This is a genomic window from Ottowia beijingensis, from assembly GCF_013423955.1.
Classification (GTDB): Bacteria; Pseudomonadota; Gammaproteobacteria; order Burkholderiales; family Burkholderiaceae_C; genus Ottowia; species Ottowia beijingensis.
The window spans coordinates 1,552,605-1,566,971 of sequence record NZ_JACCKX010000001.1 but is presented as its reverse complement, the minus strand read 5'-3'; the positions used below and the strand labels follow the sequence as shown (position 1 = coordinate 1,566,971).

Below are 14,367 nucleotides of genomic sequence, written 5' to 3'. Positions count from 1 at the left end.
GCTGGGGCAAGTACTGCCCCAGGGGTGGAAGAAAACCGCTCAGTCCGGCTCGAACTGCCGGGTGTGCGGGTTGAAGTGAAGCGCCTCATCTACCGAAGTGATTGGCGTGAAGCCCTCCAGGTAGATGTTGTTGAGGTACGGGTCGCGGTAGGTCAGTGCCTGCCGCGCCTGTTCGTCGGTGAGGCCGTTGCTGATGAAGTACTCCAGCATTTCCTCGTCGGAAGAAACTTCGTCGTTGGACAAACTCCCTTCAACGAGCTTCAGCAGCAAGGGCGGGAGCGCAGCCAGGATCGGGTCCATGTCGGTTCCTCCTGGCTCAGGCCATCAGCGCTGCGGTGGGTGCCGCAGGTGCCATGGGTGTGCGCCGCCGCGCGTGGTAGGCGCGAACGCCTGCACGCCAGTCGGCGGACTGTTCTGGTGCGAGGTCCAGATAGGACAGCGGGCACGAGTAGTGGTACGGGTGCATGGACTCGTCCAGCGGCTTGTAGCCCCACTGACCGCCGCTGCGTTCGAGAAGATCGCAGCGGATGTAGCGCAGGGATTGGCCCGGCGCCAGATGACGATGCACGCCTTCGACCTTGGCCGTCACTTCCGTGACGGACCAGAGGACGTTGCCGCGCAGCGCGTGGGCAATGACCTTGACGCTGGCGCGCTCGGTCTCTTGCGGTGCGATCAGTTCCGCGATCAGTTCAGATCGCGATTGGGGGAAAAATACCAGCCCATGAGAGGCCTCCTGAAGAATGGAGCCGGAGGCCTCCCCGTGGGGAGAACCCCCAGCGGGTGATGGAATGCCGCGCGTGCGGCGAAGGAACCTATGCTTTGCCCTTAGTCCCAGTCGTCATCGTCGCGATCACAACCGGCCGGGCAGTAGCCGAACTCGATCCCGTGAGAGCAATAGCCATGCTCCGCATTTCAGTCCTGGGTTTCCTGCCTTTCGGCAGGCGTTGCGTAGTCCCATTCCCGGGCTGCGATTTCCAGCGCTTGAGTGCGCTGGTCCTGCGGCAATCGACTGGCTTGCGCGTCGATTTCCGAACTGAAAAGCGTGACCCAATGATCCCAGGACAGGCCGCAACCACGCTGGGCGCGCTCGGCGGCCGTCTTGCAGACAGCGCGCCAGGCGGTTTCGTCCAGCGTGGAATGAGGTGCATCGCAAGCGATGGTGGACATGATGGAGACCTCCAGAAGAAAGCCGGAGCCTCCCCGCATGGGGAAGGAACCCCGGCGGGTGGATGAAGAACACCGCAGGTGCGGCGTCTGCGATCACGCAGGTTGCAGTTCGGCCTGGCGGCTCCACTCCTGCGTCTTGAAGTCCAGCGTGTAGCCCAGTTTGCCCAGGCGGGCGATCTGCGCGCGCAAGGTGCGGCGGTCGATGGTCGAATCCAGTTTCACGGACTCACCCAGCGGCCAGAGCAGCCCGAACAGTGCGGCGTCGCCATCTTCGGTGCTGCCGGGGGCAGCGGCCGCAGCGGGCGTCGGCGCATCCACGCCGAAAGGCGTGGTATCGACCATCGGGTCCGCGGACGCCTGCACGGATGCGGGCTTGGCGGGTCTGGATGCCTTGGCGGGCTTGGCCGGCGTTGCCGCAGGCTGCGCCCCCAGTTCTTCATCGAGCGGATCGATGTCCTGGGTGGAAAAGCTGCGAATATCGTCGCGGCTCAGTTTGTCAACGCCGAAGAGCGTCATTCCATCAAGTTGCAACGAATCTCGAACTTGATACCGCCCCGCATGGGGATCGGATTCGGAAAGATGTAGCGGATCACGAACTCCCCGTCGTACTTGCCTTCGGGGTATTGCTCCAGCTCCGCGTCCTTCACCGCGAAGTTTCCGATAGGAGTGACGAGGTAGCCGACGCAGAACGGACCATTGCGGCCGTGGATTGTGCGAATCGAAAGCTGACCCGATACGACGATGGGCGGGACTGACCTTGCGGATGCCGATGTGACTGCCATGATGGTTCTCCTTGGGGAATAGGAAAGGCAAGGCCCCGTGAGGGGCCATGCCGGATCAGAACGAAGCAGCCAATGCTGGCTCCTGCTCCTCGACTTCACCTGCGGGCTCGCGCTCGGCGGGCTCGACAGGCTGGTCGGCAGCGGTGTCGGCGGCAACCTCGGCTTCGGGCGCGGGTGCGTCCTCGGCTTGCGGCGCCTCGGCTTGCGCCTGGCTCGTCGGATAGACCTGGGTGCCGTCGATCTTGATGAGACCGATGTGGACCAGCGTCGATTCCAGGCTCGCTCCCGGTTCCCCGGCGCGCTCGCCCTTGGTGCGGATGTACGGATCGATCTTCATGTCGTTCAGACGGAAGGCGATCAGCACCTTGCGGTCCCCTTCGATGGCCTGCACGCACCGGCGAACCAGGTGCTCGGCTTCGGGGGTGGCGACGATGGTGTCGAAGTACCGATATTCCGGTTCACCGACAGGCCCGGCCAGTGCCGCGACGCAGCACGACAGGAACGGATCGCCATCCTTGGGGAGACGTCCTTCGGACGGCTGAGGTAGCCGATGCCGCGGGTGATCAGCTCGTGCTGCTTGATCGAAGCCAGTTCGGCCCGGTCAAGTGGCTCGGCCTTCAGCAGTCGCGCCTTCAGAGACGCGGCGGCCTGGCCCTTGTGCTCACCCTTGTCGCGGATGTACGCATCGCCCCAGAGGTCGCCGAGGCGGAAGCGCACCAGCGGCCGCTGCTTGGGATCGTCAACGCCGATGTAGCGCTCGACCAGTTTCTTGGCCTCGGCACCCGAGACCTTGACGTCGAAGTAGCGGTAGCTGGGGTCCTTGGCGGAACCGACCAGTGCGGCGATGGTGCATGCCAGAAAGGGCTGCGCGCGGCGGCCGCCCCGGACGGGAACCTCGCGGGCTCGCTGGATGTAGCCGATGCCCGAGGTGTGGAGGTCGAAATACGATTTCTCGTTGGACGTGGTGCTCATGGTGAATCTCCATTGGGATGAAGCGGAGACACACCGGCCCCACGCATGCGGGGAAAGGTGCGTAACCCCGCGGTGGGTTGATAAGGCGAAAGCATCCGCCACCAGAGACTGGTGGCCGCTCGCGGACGGATGCGGTGCGAGCTGGCTCGGTCACGCAGTGGGAACTGCGTCGCAACCTCGAAGACCGATGGTTGCCTGGCATGTCGCTGACAACGTCAGCAGGCATGGGGGCAGCATGTCCGGGCCTCGCGCGCGCGGCAGCAATCAATCTGCATCCGGGCGTTTCCCTTTGTCCGCACCGCCCGGTGCTTGCCACAAGCACTTAGGGCCGCGCAGGTGGTCGGGGGTGTCAGCGCGAGGACGGCTGGGGCGACTCCAGGCACCGCCGCCGCGCGTTCCGAGCAAATGCCAGCCGGCGGCGCGCAGGCTGGCACCACCTTCATCGAGCAAGGTGTAGGTGATCAGCCGCGTGTAGCCCAAGGCCTTGGCCGCCTTCCAGGCCGCGCCGTAGAGCTTGCTGCAGGCGTTCGGTGCGCCATCGGTGCAGAGCCGGGTGACTTCGAACGTCCAGCCGTCATCCAGGTGGCGGGCGACCGGGCGGCCGACGATGGCCACGCCGCAGATGCCATCGGTGGCGGACAGCGTGACCGCCAGGGCGAACTTCGCTCCCTGAACCGGACGGTGGTGGCGGTGGTGCTTCTGCACGAAGGCATTGGCACAGCGCAGGGATACCGGCAGCAGTCGCAGCGATGGCGAGGTCGATGGCCCGGCCATGGCCGTCAATCACCGCAGAAGCAGGCGATCGGTTCCTCGGCGTCGTCGAACAGGTCGCCCTGGTCGGCGGCGAAGCGTGCCAGGTCGGCGTAGCTCGGGCCATCGGCGCGAAACCGGGCGCCGCTGGGCTTGCTCGCCAGGTTCAGCGATTCCATGCGAATCCACCACACCGCGGCCTCGGGTCGAGCCTTGATGAGGGCCAGGCGCTGCCCGCGCGGCTTCAGGAAACACAGGTCGCAGTTGCCTTCGAGCGTGCGCCCGTTCACCGTCAGCAGGTCGAGGTCGAACGCTTGCGCCTGCCAGAACGCGCCCACGTCGCGCACGGTGACGCCTGCGTCCGCCAGGGGCATGCACATGGTCTCGTGGGTCGATTCGGTGGAATGGCCGCGCGCGCGAATCTTGGCGACGCGACGCTGCTCGTCGGCGCGGATGCCGATCATCTGGTCCCAGTCCGTCCAGCCCAGATGCCGCAGGTAGCGGTGCATCGGTCGAATCTTCAGGCTGGTCGTGCAGCCGCGCGCGACGGGATTGGGCAGGTACTGACGCTTGCGGATCAGCGCCTCGAACGGCTCGCCCTGACGGCTGGCCCGATCGAAGTCCACCAGCGTGAAGCCTGGCTCCCTGGGCAGGTATTCCAGCCAGCGTATCGGCACCTGCCAGTGCCCGGCGCAGTCGCGCACAAAGCGCAGGGTCGCTTCCACCTCCTTGCCGGTGTTGGCGAAGCAGACCACGGTGTCGGCAGGCAGGCCGCCATTGGCCTGCAATACGCGCCAGAGCATGTAGGCGCTGGTGCGCCCGCCCGAGAAGCTGATGCAGGTCGGTTGGGTGATCTTGAACGGGTCGTGCATGCGGTCGTCTCCGTGGGTAGGTCGGCGGGCGAGCCGACGCGGCGGGCCATGGCGGCCGGAGACGAGCACGCACGCGGCGAAGGCCGCAGTGCGGAAAGGAAGCCCCCAAGAAGGGGGCCGTGAGGATGGTGGTAGTCGTTGCGCTACACCGATGGCACCACCTCCAGCGACAGGTGCGTCGTGGTGGCAGACAGCATCAGATCGTCCGTGCCGTGCAGGATGCGTGCGAAGACGTCTTCCTTCGGGTCGAAGAACTCGCCGAAGTCGTCGCCACCCAGCTCGGCGCGCGCCAGTTCCCACCAGTCGTCAAACGGGTCGGTATCCGGGTTGCAGCCGACGGCATAGGCCAGCAGCTTCACGCGGCCATCGGGACGGCGCTCTCCTGCTCGGCGAGGAAGTACACGCCCTGGTCCTTGGCGAGGACGACGCGGCATTGGTTGGCAACGGCCTCGGCCAGCACGGGGCGCAGGTCGGAGCCTTTGAATCGCAGTGACATGGTTGATCTCCTGAAGAAAAAGGCCCTCCACCCGAATAGATGGAAGGCCCATGGGGGCAAGTCGCCGGTAGGCTGCGATCAGCCGTAGCGCCGCTTGGTTGCCTTGGCGTCGATGACGCTCACGTCGATCAGACGCCAGCGTCCGTCGTCGATAAGCCGCTCCAACACTTCACCGAGCATGTCGAAATACACCTCGTCGTGCCGATCGACCAGTTCACCGTCGCGGCGCATCTCCACCACGTAGGTGTCGCCGCCGCGGTCGTAGAGGATCGTCACCTGGCCCTCGAACTTCGCGGTCGAAACCGTGAAGCTGATTGCCGGGGGCGTCTCGATGATCTTGGACGGCTTCGGATCGACCCAGGTGAAGTCGCGGGCGCCCGCATCGACCAGCATGTGGGTGATGCGCCGGAACCCGTCGGGAGCCGGCATTTCCTCCAACTGCTGGATGAGCTGCCCCAGTTCCATGCACTGCGGCTCGGGGATGGGCAGCTTGGCAGGCGCGGAGCCGAGGATGTGCCTGGTGATGGTGTAGGGAACACCGTCCGCGGTCTTCTCGGTGATCACTTCCGGGGTGTCCGCGCGCAGGCCGTCGAAGCGGCGGCGGGCATACGGTTGGACATGCACCTTGGCGCCTTCGCTGGGAACGGTAGTCACCAGGTTGGGATCGAGCACCGCGAACTCGCTGGGCTTGAGCTTGACGACGATGGCGTCGTCGTTGGCCGCGACCACCTTGCCGTCGAAGGGCTTGGGATCGATGGCAAAGCCCAGCGTCGAGGATTGCGGCTGATCATCGAAAAAGCGGTACTTGATCGACCGCACGTTGCGGGGCACATGGCCTGCGACAAGCGAAGGCATCATGGTTTTGATGAGGGAACGGTCCATGGGAATCTCCTTGAGGAAGAACAAGGGATTCCCCGCCCGCAAGGGAGAGGTCCCTTGTGGGTAGATGGACGCGGTGCGTCCGTAGGAAGAAACGACCAGCACGGCTTCCCGTGCTTGCAGCCTCGAAGGTCTCGGCTGCCTGGGCATGTGTCGGCAACACCGACGAACATGGGGTAAGGATGGCCCTAGAGTGCTCGGCCGGCCTGCATGAAACGGCACCACACCGCACCCGGTTTCTTCCTATGGTCTATGCCATTTGCTTCCTCAGGATTTCATGATGCTGTCTTCTGGAACAGGCAGAAAACGAACTGCTGCACTGTCCCGAAGGGCGTGTGATGCGCCTGGCGCTCCTGCCGCAGCATCGTGAAGGCATCGCCGAACTGCGCATGCAGCTCGTCCGGGCTGTAGCGCGTCACCGGCAAGCCGCTGCACTGCTGCGGCCCGTCGTCCGCGAAGGTGGCGATGATGGCGAAGCCGCCCGGCCGCAGGGCATGCAGCATCGTCCGCACATAGGCTTGGCGCTCCTGCGGCGCCGTCAGGAAGTGGAATACCGCCCGGTCGTGCCACAGGTCGTAGGCCAGCGCGGGCAACTCGACCTTTGTAATGTCCCCGACCATCCAGGCCACCGCCTGGGCGCGCTCGCCCAGCCGCGCCTGGGATGCCGCCAGCGCGGCACCCGACAGATCCAGCACGGTGAGGCTGGTATGGCCCTTGTCCAGCAGGTCGTCCACCAGCGTCGAGGCACCGCCGCCCACGTCGATGATCGGCACATCGAGCGGCACGCCGGTTTCCCGGATCAGCACCAGTGAGTGGCTGGCGTGCGGCTGGAACCAGCTCACGCCGGTCGGCTCCTTGGTCCGATAGACGTGATCCCAATGCTCTCTGGATGGCATTTCCTGTTCTCCCGCGCCGCAGGCGCTACGCGGCCGGTGGCGAAGTGTCGAAGTCCACCACCAGCGGCTCGCGCCCGCACGAGCGCATGAAGGCCACCAGTTCCTGCGGCGCCAGCCCGACGCTCTCGGTCTGCCGCAGCGGATGGAAGTTCAATTGCGCATCGCCCATCAGCGAGGCATCGATCACCACCGTCACCACGCCTTCCTCGTCCTGCATCAGGCCCAGCGGCGTCAGCGCGCCCGGCTGCACGCCCAGCAGCGCCTGCATGCGCTCGCCGGCCACGAAACTCAGGTGCCCCTTGCCGCCCACCAGCGCGGAAGCCGCCTTCAGATCCAGCGTCCGGTCCTCATGGATCGCCAGCAGGAAGTGCCGGCCCTTCTTGTCCTTGAGCAGCAGGTTCTTGGTGAATGTCCCGGCCATGGCGCCGCGCAGCGCCTTGCCTTCCTCGACGGTCGCGTGTTCGGGATATGGCACCACCTTCGCGCCGATGCCCAAAGATGCGAAGCGCTCGAACAGGCAGCGGTATGCGGTTTCATCGGTCGTTTCCCGGTTCATGCGCCCACCTTCGCGGCTTTAGACCGCTGACGCATCCCCAGCCACAGCAGCGACAGCGCCGCCAGCGCCAGCCACGGGATCAGCGCCAGGTTCATGGTCTGCCAGCCCAGGGCTTGCAGCAGCCCGCCCGCGCTGAAAGAGCAGGTCAGTCCCACGGCGAAGATCGTCATGTCGTTGATCGCCTGCGCACGCCCCTTCTCGGCGGTGGTATAGGTGTCGGTCAACAGCGTGGTGCCGCCGATGTACATGAAGTTCCAGCCCACACCCAGCAGCACGAGCGCGCTGGCGAAGGAGCCGAAGCCCGTGCCGGTGAGCGTCGTCAGGATGTGCGCGATGAACAGCACCACGCCCGTGAGCATGATGCGCAGCACGCCGAAGCGCGCGATCAGCGAGCCGGTGAAGAACGACGGCAGGAACATGCCCAGCACGTGCAACTGGATCACCGTGGCCGCCGCACCCAGTTCGTGGTGATGCAGCCGCATGGCGATGGGCGTCGCCGTCATCGCCAGGATCATGATGCCGTAGCCCGTGGCAGCGCCGAACAGCGCCACGAGATAGGCGGGCTGCGCGACGATCTGCTGCCAGGATCGGCCCTTGTCCACCGGGCCGGTAGACGCGGCAGGCGCAGGGATGTGCAGGTTCAGCAGCACGCCCGCCGCCACCATCGACACCACGGCCAGGATCAGGAAGGAACCCAGGTACTCGGGCGAGAGCAGCGGCCCGCCCAGCCTTGCCAGCAACGGCCCGGCCAGCGCTGCGACCACGCCGCCGGCCATCACCAGCGAGATCGCGCGTGGGCGGAAAGCCGCGTCCGCCACTTCGCTGGCCGCGAAACGGTAGAACTGCGCGAACGCCTGGTAGCAGCCCACCAGGAAGGTGCCGAAGGACAGCAGCGGCAGCGAAGCCTGATGGATGCCCCAGGCACCCACCAGGCCCCCGCCACGCCCAGCGTCGTGCCGATCAGGAACCCGGCCCGGCGGCCGGCGCGGGCCATCCACATCGAGGCCGGAAACATCATCGTGGCCGTGCCGAGGAACATGGTGGCGATGGGCAGCGTGGCCCAGCGCGGCGATGCGGCGATCTGCCCGCCGGCCAGGCCGCCAACGGTCATCACCATCACCGACACGATCTGGAACAGGGCCTGCGCGCAGGCCAGGATCAGCACCTGGCGGTGCATGGGGTTCTTGAGCATGAGTTTCTTCGCGTTGTTGTTCTATTCATCGACTCGCGATGGCGCGCAAGCGCTCGGCCACGGCGTCGATCTCTGCTTGCGTGGTGCCGCGCCCCAGGCTGAAGCGCACTGCGCCCATGCCGACCTGCTCGGGCACGCCCATGGCGGCCAGCACGGGCGAGAGTTCCACGCGGCCCGCATGGCAGGCCGAGCCGGTGGAGGCGGCCACGCCGTCCAGATCGGCCAGTACCTCGGCGCCGATGCGGCCGGCGAAATTCACGTTCAGCGTGTTGGGCAGCCGGTGCTCGGCGTGGCCGTTGAGCACCACGCGCTCACCGAAGATCGCTTGCAGCGCTTGCCAGAAGTGATCGCGCAAGGCGCGCAAGCGCTCCGGCTCACCAACATCGAGATTCGTTCTCGCCAGTTCGCAGGCCGCGCCCAGCGCCGCAGCCATCAGCACGCTCTCGGTGCCGGCGCGGCGGCCCGCCTCGTGGCCGGCGCCGTGGATCAGCGGCTCCAGCGCCGTGCCGCGCCGCACGTACAGCGCGCCTATACCCTTAGGCGCGTAGAGCTTGTGCCCGGCGATGCTCAGCAGGTCCACGCCGAGGTCGTCCACCTTCGTCGGCAGCTTGCCGACGGACTGCGCCGCATCGGTGTGGAAGCGGATGCCGTGTTCGCGAGCGATGGTGCCGATGACCTTGATGGGTTGCAGCGTGCCCGTCTCGTTGTTCGCGTGCATGACGCTGACGAGCACAGTGCGCGGTGTGATGGCGCGGCGCACCGCCTCGGGATCGACCCGGCCCGTGCCATCCACCGGCAGCCGCGTGACGCTCGCCCCCAGTCGCTCCAGAAAGGCCAGTGGCTGCAACACCGCCGGATGCTCCGTGGCCTCGGTGATGATGTGCTCGCCGCACTCGCGCAGCGCGAAGAAGCTGCCCTTGAGCGCGAGGTTGTTGGCCTCGCTGCCGCCGCTGGTGAAGACGATCTCATCCGGCGACGCGCCCAGCAGCCCCGCCACCTGGGCGCGGGCATGTTCCAGGGCCGCCTTGGCTGGGGTACTGGCCCAATGGCCGCTGGATGGGTTCCCGTAGGCCGTCTCCAGCAGCGGCAGCATGGCCGCCTGCACTTCCGGCGCGATGGGCGTGCTGGCGTTGTAGTCGAGGTAGATGCCGGCCATCAGAACACCAGCACCTTGTCGGCGGCCACGGTGGCGGCGGCCAGTTCATCCATCGTGCTGCGGCGTGCGCCGGGCATCACTTCCTCGTCCTTGATGCCGCGCGCATCCAGGCAGGTGCCGCACAGGAGCACCTCGCCCTGGGCATTGTTCGTCACGCGGCGCAGCATGCGTTCAACGTTGTAGTAGCCGTCGGGGTCTTCTGACCGGCCTTGCAGCCGGAGACGGCATCGGCCATCAGGAACACGCTGACGTGGTTGGCGGCGTCCTTGAGCAGCGCGGAAGCCAAGCGCAAGGCGTTGTACATGCGCTCGGTGCCGTAGGGCGGGTCGTTGATGATCAGGAGGGTTTTCATGGAGTCTCCAGCGGAGAAAATGGCTTTTGTCCCGGATGGCTTGATGCTGGGCAGCAATCATGCCATCATTCAATCAATGTGTTGATTGTGTAATTGTGAAATCCATGTTGTCAACCTCATCCGAAAGCCCCAAGCACGTGGTGTTCGAGAACCTGGCCGCCGTGGCGCAAGCGCTGGGCCATGCGCATCGGCTCGAACTGCTCGAAGGCATGGCGCAGGGGCCGCGCAGCGTCGAAGACCTGGCCGGACTGGTCGGCCTGTCGATGGCCAACGCCTCACGCCACCTGCAACTGCTGCGGCGCGCGCGGCTGGTGGAGGCCGAACGCCAGGGCAAGCGGGTCTTCTATCGCCTGGCGGGCGATGTGGAGGTGGTGGCGCTGCTCAAGGCGCTGGGCCGCGTGGGCGAGCGCAACATCGCAGAGGTACGCGGCGTGATGCGCGACTTCTTCCATGACCGTGACGCGCTGGAAGCCGTTTCGCGCGAAGAACTGGCCGAGCGCCTGAATGCCGGCCAGGTGACGGTGCTGGACGTGCGCCCGGAAGCGGAATACGCGCTGGGCCACGTGGCGGGTGCCATCAACATCCCGGCCGACGAGCTGGAGCGTCGCCTGGCGGACTTGCCCAAGGGCCACGAAATCATTGCCTACTGCCGTGGGCCGTACTGCGTGATGTCCTTCGAGGCCGTGGCGGCGCTGCGCGCCAAGGGCTTCAAGGTGCGACGGCTCGAAGACGGCTTCCCGGAGTGGAAGGCGGCCGGGCTGGCCGTGGAGGCTTGAGCCTCGCCGTTGTGCAATCAAGGATCGACATGCAAGCCATCCAAGATCATTACCCGGCCGAATTCGCGCACTGCTACGGCTGCGGGCCAGCCAACCCCAGGGGCTCCATCTCAAGAGCTTCATCGAGGGCGAGCGCACCCATGCGCGCTTCTCGCCGGCGACGATGTACAGCGGCGGCTATCCGGGCAACGTCTATGGCGGCATGCTGGCCTCGCTGCTGGACTGCCACGGCACCGCCAGCGCGGCGGCCTTCGCATACCGGGTGCAAGGTCGCGTCATGGGGGATGGTGGCCCGCCGATCCGCTTTGTCACCGGCTCGCTGAAAGTGGACTACCGGCGGCCCACGCCGCTGGGCGTCGAATTGCTCATCGAGGGCACGTTACGTTCGCTGGAGGGGCGCAAGGCCATCATCGATTTGACACTCAGCGCCGGCGGCGAGGTGTGCGTCACAGGCGAGATGGTGGCCGTGCAGTTCGCGGCGAAAGCCTGAAAACAAGCAGCCCCTCGGATGAGGGGCTGGCAGGTCAGGCTTCGTACACGAAGTAGTGCTCGCGCTGACGAGGGAAGAAGACATGCTTCCATGTGTCGCCGCTGGTGTTGCCACCGTCGAAGACGACCATTTCGTAGTCATCAATGTCGGTGTCCATCAGGTCGGCGCTGACGATATGGCGCATGTGCAGCGCGCCGTGCGTGCGCTCGAATACCAGGATCTGGCCGATGGCGTCGTCCTGGCTCATGGCGTTGACGCAGGCTCCAAGCTGATGCTCGAAGTCGGCTGCGGGCGAGATGAGGTCGGGGAACATGAGGTTGCGCCTATGAAAATGGACCAGCCCGGCTCCTGGGGAAACGGGCTGGCATGGGGGACAATGAGGAAGGCCGGCGTGTCGCGCGGCTGCTAGGACTCGGCCAGCGGCAGGCCCAGCAGCGCGGGTGCGTCGGCGTCGAGGATCAGAATGCGCACATCGGCCTGGCCGGCCAGTTCAAGGATGTTTGCCAGGTCCTCCGGCATGCCCTTGTTCCGGTGCTCCTGCCGAAGCTGCTCGGCGGTGATGCCCTCGGCGTGCTCCAGGTTCTGGTCCGTCCAGGGCGTGGAGATCAGCTTGACGCCGATCGCCGGGCTGTACGGCACACGGAAGGCGATGAACAGCATGGCCTCCGGCGTGGCGATGTCCGCCAGGTCGGCGAGGTAGTGCCAGGTATCGACCGTGATGTGCTCGCGGCTGATCTCCCAGCACCGGCTGTAGTAGCCGGTCTCGAAAGTCAGGCGCTGCACCACTTCCCGCGCAGCCTCGGCCGAATAGGCATCGCCGACGTGGACTGGGCGACCGTCGAAGTCCTCGCCATGGATGGCATAGACCACGGCACCAATCACGCCTTCGCCGCTGACGCCTTCACCGGCGTCGCATTCGGCCAGCACGTCGTCGCTCAAGGGTTCAGGGCCGTTGCTGACCACGGCGAAATCGTTGGTGACGATGCAGGACGATGAAACCAGTTCTTCGTCGGAAAGGAATTGCTGGCTCGCGTGGATGTTGCGCCAGACATGCGGGCTTCCATCGTCGTAGCTGATGCACAGCGTGCGGACGATTTTCAGATTCCAGTAGCCGCGAAGGAAGGGATTAGGATTCTGGGACATGGGATCTCTCCAGATTGAATAATGGAGCCAATCCCCGCCACCGGGAATTGGACCCGGTGGGTTGAAAAATGGAAAAAGCGTCAGGCAGCGCCGACCATGGCGTTGTCAGCACTGCGCTGGACTACGGGAAACAAAATGAGGGGCACGGCCTCGTGGGCGCGTGCCCCTCGTGGGGAGTGAACGAAGACGTGGTGGTGTGCCGGAGACCGGCTCACCAGCCGTTGTAGTTCACGAGCAGGTCGGCGAGGACCTTACGGCGTTGCAGGTCGAGACCGTCGAAGTCCGACAGTCCGTTGAAGTGGCAGCGCTTGAGCATGGCACCGCCCTCGCGCGCGTTGTAGAAGCTGACCATGGCGGACAGGAACATGCGTTCGCCGCTGCTCAGGACGCCGAGGGCATCGTTGAGCCGCAGCATGTTGGGACGCAGATCCCACTTGCTCTTGGCCTGGTTCAGACCTTCACGGGTGCCGTCACCGAACCATTCGGGGCCAGCGATCTCGACACCGCGCTTCCAGGCCTCGAAGAAGGCTTGGGGCGCGGCCGCGAAATGCTGTTCTTCCCGCATGATCTGATCGACGACTTCCCGTGGCAGTAGCTGGTTCATGACGTGATTCCTCCAGTTGGATCAGGGAATGGCGAGCTGGGACCAGCCGCCTCTTTCGAGGGCACGTTGAGCCGCGGCATGGCTGCGGAAGTACTCGCGGGATTCCCGCGAAACGGGCCCTTCGGTATCGCGCGTGCCGATGTAGTGACCGGCGGCGCTTTGCAGGACTTCGAGCGGCAGGAACTTGCCGCAGTAGGTCGAGGCCAATTGGCCGAAAGAGGCTTGCTGGGACATGGACGGGCTCCTTGGAAAAGCGGGGCCTCGTCCCTCACGGGATGGCAGCTCCGCACGCGGTTGAAAAATGCATCAGCGTCATGGGGACGCGCGTCCGCAGACTTGATGCGATGCGGACTGGTGGGCAACGCGGGAGAGACCCGCGGCAGCTTGAAACCCTGGCTGCTGGCATGTGCTGACGAATCAGCGAACATGCGGGCAGCTTCGTGCGCGGGCCGCGTCGCGTCAGTTGGAAAACGGCATCCGGCCCACCCCCGATTGATGCGCGCAGAGAAAGAAACCCCGCATCGAGTGCGGGGCTGCCAGGAGAGTGCGTCGGTGCTGGGTCAGTCGGGCTTGTCGCCCAGGACATGCTGCTTCCACAGGTCGAATGCCTGCTCGGGCGCAAGCTCGGCGAGGATGACGATGGGCTGGGCCTGCCGAGCGCGCAGCGAAGCGAAGTACGCCTTGCGGTCAGCAATGGCCTTGAGCTTGATGCCCTTGATGAACAGCAATTTGCCGTCCTTGATGAACAGCACCTTGTTGCCGATGTCGCGGTTGAACGCGGCTCGCACCTTGCGTTCCGCGTGCATGGCGTCGGCAAGTTCATCGACCAGGAAGTCGAGCGTCATGTCGATGTAGTGAGGGTCTTCGCCCTCCTGGCCGAGGTTGAGCGGCGCAGGCGGCAGGCCCTTGGCGAAGGCTTCGGCCTGAGCCAGCAACGCCGCCTTGCCGCTGAGCGCGCGCAGGAACGTCGAGCCGCCGTGGCCGTCGTTGCGGGCCTCGGCGATGGGAGTGCCGTCGAACACGACGGTGGCGCTGAAGCACATCGTTTCTTCGCTGGCGAAATCTGCCACCTTGAGGCTCTTCAGCGTGATGCGGTTTTGCTTGGTGATGTTGTCCATGGGAAGTCCTGAAATCGACCGGGTGGCGACATGCCCCTGACGGGACGTGGCGGCCATCCCGTGGGTTGGAGAAAGAGGCATCGGTGCCCCGGTGGGCAGCGTTCGCCGGTGAGATGCCGAGGCGAACTGGCGGGTGGCGCGGGTGGAACCCGCGGCAGCCTTGACA

At 65.6% G+C, this 14,367-nt stretch carries 17 protein-coding genes and 5 pseudogenes; 2 read left to right on the top strand and 20 right to left on the bottom strand.

Annotation, left to right across the window (positions count from 1 at the left end; translation table 11 throughout):
- Window positions 1-39: 39 nt before the first annotated feature.
- The 15 genes and pseudogenes from H0I39_RS07915 to H0I39_RS07850 all read right to left on the bottom strand — a co-directional run bounded on the left by H0I39_RS07915 (window position 40) and on the right by H0I39_RS07850 (window position 10,022).
- A complete protein-coding gene (locus H0I39_RS07915; protein ID WP_033472268.1) occupies window positions 40-300 on the bottom strand; it encodes a hypothetical protein in 261 nt (86 codons plus the stop codon).
- A 16-nt stretch (window positions 301-316) separates the two neighbouring features.
- Window positions 317-568, bottom strand: coding sequence for a hypothetical protein (locus H0I39_RS24600; RefSeq protein ID WP_444547267.1), 252 nt, complete (start codon window positions 566-568; stop codon window positions 317-319).
- A gap of 257 nt (window positions 569-825) precedes the next feature.
- A pseudogene (locus H0I39_RS07905) lies at window positions 826-1,167 on the bottom strand (hypothetical protein).
- A 93-nt stretch (window positions 1,168-1,260) separates the two neighbouring features.
- Window positions 1,261-1,949, bottom strand: a pseudogene (locus tag H0I39_RS07900) (DUF3275 family protein).
- Between the two features lie 55 nt (window positions 1,950-2,004).
- Window positions 2,005-2,921: pseudogene (locus tag H0I39_RS07895) on the bottom strand (DUF3577 domain-containing protein).
- Window positions 2,922-3,185: 264 nt separating this feature from the next.
- Window positions 3,186-3,695, bottom strand: coding sequence for an XF1762 family protein (locus H0I39_RS07890; RefSeq protein ID WP_033472270.1), 510 nt, complete (start codon window positions 3,693-3,695; stop codon window positions 3,186-3,188).
- 5 nt (window positions 3,696-3,700) lie between these two features.
- On the bottom strand, window positions 3,701-4,543 hold the full coding sequence (locus H0I39_RS07885; protein WP_180550120.1) for a phosphoadenosine phosphosulfate reductase domain-containing protein: 843 nt from the start codon (window positions 4,541-4,543) through the stop codon (window positions 3,701-3,703).
- A 143-nt stretch (window positions 4,544-4,686) separates the two neighbouring features.
- Window positions 4,687-5,039, bottom strand: a pseudogene (locus H0I39_RS07880) (DUF3085 domain-containing protein).
- A 78-nt stretch (window positions 5,040-5,117) separates the two neighbouring features.
- Complete coding sequence (locus H0I39_RS07875; protein WP_033449053.1) at window positions 5,118-5,921, bottom strand: hypothetical protein; 804 nt, start codon at window positions 5,919-5,921, stop codon at window positions 5,118-5,120.
- A gap of 272 nt (window positions 5,922-6,193) precedes the next feature.
- On the bottom strand, window positions 6,194-6,760 hold the full coding sequence (locus tag H0I39_RS07870; RefSeq protein WP_211260862.1) for a class I SAM-dependent methyltransferase: 567 nt from the start codon (window positions 6,758-6,760) through the stop codon (window positions 6,194-6,196).
- Window positions 6,761-6,839: 79 nt separating this feature from the next.
- A complete protein-coding gene (locus H0I39_RS07865; RefSeq protein WP_050485351.1) occupies window positions 6,840-7,370 on the bottom strand; it encodes a prolyl-tRNA synthetase associated domain-containing protein in 531 nt (176 codons plus the stop codon).
- Window positions 7,367-8,239: an MFS transporter gene (locus H0I39_RS21890; RefSeq protein ID WP_308645801.1), complete on the bottom strand. Its 873-nt coding sequence runs from the start codon at window positions 8,237-8,239 to the stop codon at window positions 7,367-7,369. Before H0I39_RS21890 ends, H0I39_RS07865 begins: the two co-directional genes overlap by 4 nt.
- Window positions 8,146-8,562: a hypothetical protein gene (locus H0I39_RS21885; protein WP_257645689.1), complete on the bottom strand. Its 417-nt coding sequence runs from the start codon at window positions 8,560-8,562 to the stop codon at window positions 8,146-8,148. The genes H0I39_RS21890 and H0I39_RS21885 overlap by 94 nt, the downstream gene beginning before the upstream one ends.
- A gap of 25 nt (window positions 8,563-8,587) precedes the next feature.
- Window positions 8,588-9,718 (bottom strand): cysteine desulfurase family protein, encoded by a 1,131-nt coding sequence (locus H0I39_RS07855; RefSeq protein WP_033472276.1) that lies wholly within the window; start codon window positions 9,716-9,718, stop codon window positions 8,588-8,590.
- Window positions 9,718-10,022, bottom strand: a pseudogene (locus H0I39_RS07850) (DsrE/DsrF/TusD sulfur relay family protein). Before H0I39_RS07850 ends, H0I39_RS07855 begins: the two are co-directional and overlap by 1 nt.
- A gap of 152 nt (window positions 10,023-10,174) precedes the next feature.
- Between H0I39_RS07850 and H0I39_RS07845 the strand changes: the two are divergent.
- Window positions 10,175-10,846, top strand: a complete 672-nt coding sequence (locus H0I39_RS07845) for an ArsR/SmtB family transcription factor (protein WP_033448856.1) — start codon at window positions 10,175-10,177, stop codon at window positions 10,844-10,846.
- Between the two features lie 163 nt (window positions 10,847-11,009).
- Entirely contained in the window at window positions 11,010-11,336 is a 327-nt protein-coding gene (locus tag H0I39_RS07840; protein ID WP_307776787.1) for a PaaI family thioesterase, read from the top strand.
- Window positions 11,337-11,370: 34 nt separating this feature from the next.
- Here the strand turns inward: H0I39_RS07840 and H0I39_RS07835 are convergent, their stop codons facing one another.
- From H0I39_RS07835 to H0I39_RS07815, 5 genes are all read right to left on the bottom strand, one after another.
- Window positions 11,371-11,649: a hypothetical protein gene (locus tag H0I39_RS07835; RefSeq protein WP_033448862.1), complete on the bottom strand. Its 279-nt coding sequence runs from the start codon at window positions 11,647-11,649 to the stop codon at window positions 11,371-11,373.
- Window positions 11,650-11,741: 92 nt separating this feature from the next.
- A complete protein-coding gene (locus H0I39_RS07830; protein WP_033448864.1) occupies window positions 11,742-12,479 on the bottom strand; it encodes a DUF5983 family protein in 738 nt (245 codons plus the stop codon).
- Between the two features lie 211 nt (window positions 12,480-12,690).
- On the bottom strand, window positions 12,691-13,083 hold the full coding sequence (locus tag H0I39_RS07825; protein ID WP_033448867.1) for a hypothetical protein: 393 nt from the start codon (window positions 13,081-13,083) through the stop codon (window positions 12,691-12,693).
- A 21-nt stretch (window positions 13,084-13,104) separates the two neighbouring features.
- The gene (locus tag H0I39_RS07820) at window positions 13,105-13,317 is read right to left on the bottom strand and encodes a hypothetical protein (protein ID WP_033448869.1); all 213 of its coding nucleotides are present in this window, start codon (window positions 13,315-13,317) and stop codon (window positions 13,105-13,107) included.
- A gap of 326 nt (window positions 13,318-13,643) precedes the next feature.
- On the bottom strand, window positions 13,644-14,201 hold the full coding sequence (locus tag H0I39_RS07815; protein WP_033472281.1) for a hypothetical protein: 558 nt from the start codon (window positions 14,199-14,201) through the stop codon (window positions 13,644-13,646).
- Window positions 14,202-14,367: the final 166 nt, after the last annotated feature.

Coding starts and splice junctions, on each gene's coding strand:
- H0I39_RS07865 (WP_050485351.1), bottom strand. CDS start 7,370: ATGAACCGGGAAACGACCGATGAAACCGCATACCGCTGCCTGTTCGAG.
- H0I39_RS07915 (WP_033472268.1), bottom strand. CDS start 300: ATGGACCCGATCCTGGCTGCGCTCCCGCCCTTGCTGCTGAAGCTCGTT.
- H0I39_RS07830 (WP_033448864.1), bottom strand. CDS start 12,479: ATGTCCCAGAATCCTAATCCCTTCCTTCGCGGCTACTGGAATCTGAAA.
- H0I39_RS07855 (WP_033472276.1), bottom strand. CDS start 9,718: ATGGCCGGCATCTACCTCGACTACAACGCCAGCACGCCCATCGCGCCG.
- H0I39_RS07815 (WP_033472281.1), bottom strand. CDS start 14,201: ATGGACAACATCACCAAGCAAAACCGCATCACGCTGAAGAGCCTCAAG.
- H0I39_RS07875 (WP_033449053.1), bottom strand. CDS start 5,921: ATGGACCGTTCCCTCATCAAAACCATGATGCCTTCGCTTGTCGCAGGC.
- H0I39_RS07825 (WP_033448867.1), bottom strand. CDS start 13,083: ATGAACCAGCTACTGCCACGGGAAGTCGTCGATCAGATCATGCGGGAA.
- H0I39_RS07840 (WP_307776787.1), top strand. CDS start 11,010: ATGTACAGCGGCGGCTATCCGGGCAACGTCTATGGCGGCATGCTGGCC.
- H0I39_RS21885 (WP_257645689.1), bottom strand. CDS start 8,562: ATGCTCAAGAACCCCATGCACCGCCAGGTGCTGATCCTGGCCTGCGCG.
- H0I39_RS07890 (WP_033472270.1), bottom strand. CDS start 3,695: ATGGCCGGGCCATCGACCTCGCCATCGCTGCGACTGCTGCCGGTATCC.
- H0I39_RS07885 (WP_180550120.1), bottom strand. CDS start 4,543: ATGCACGACCCGTTCAAGATCACCCAACCGACCTGCATCAGCTTCTCG.
- H0I39_RS07820 (WP_033448869.1), bottom strand. CDS start 13,317: ATGTCCCAGCAAGCCTCTTTCGGCCAATTGGCCTCGACCTACTGCGGC.
- H0I39_RS07845 (WP_033448856.1), top strand. CDS start 10,175: ATGTTGTCAACCTCATCCGAAAGCCCCAAGCACGTGGTGTTCGAGAAC.
- H0I39_RS07835 (WP_033448862.1), bottom strand. CDS start 11,649: ATGTTCCCCGACCTCATCTCGCCCGCAGCCGACTTCGAGCATCAGCTT.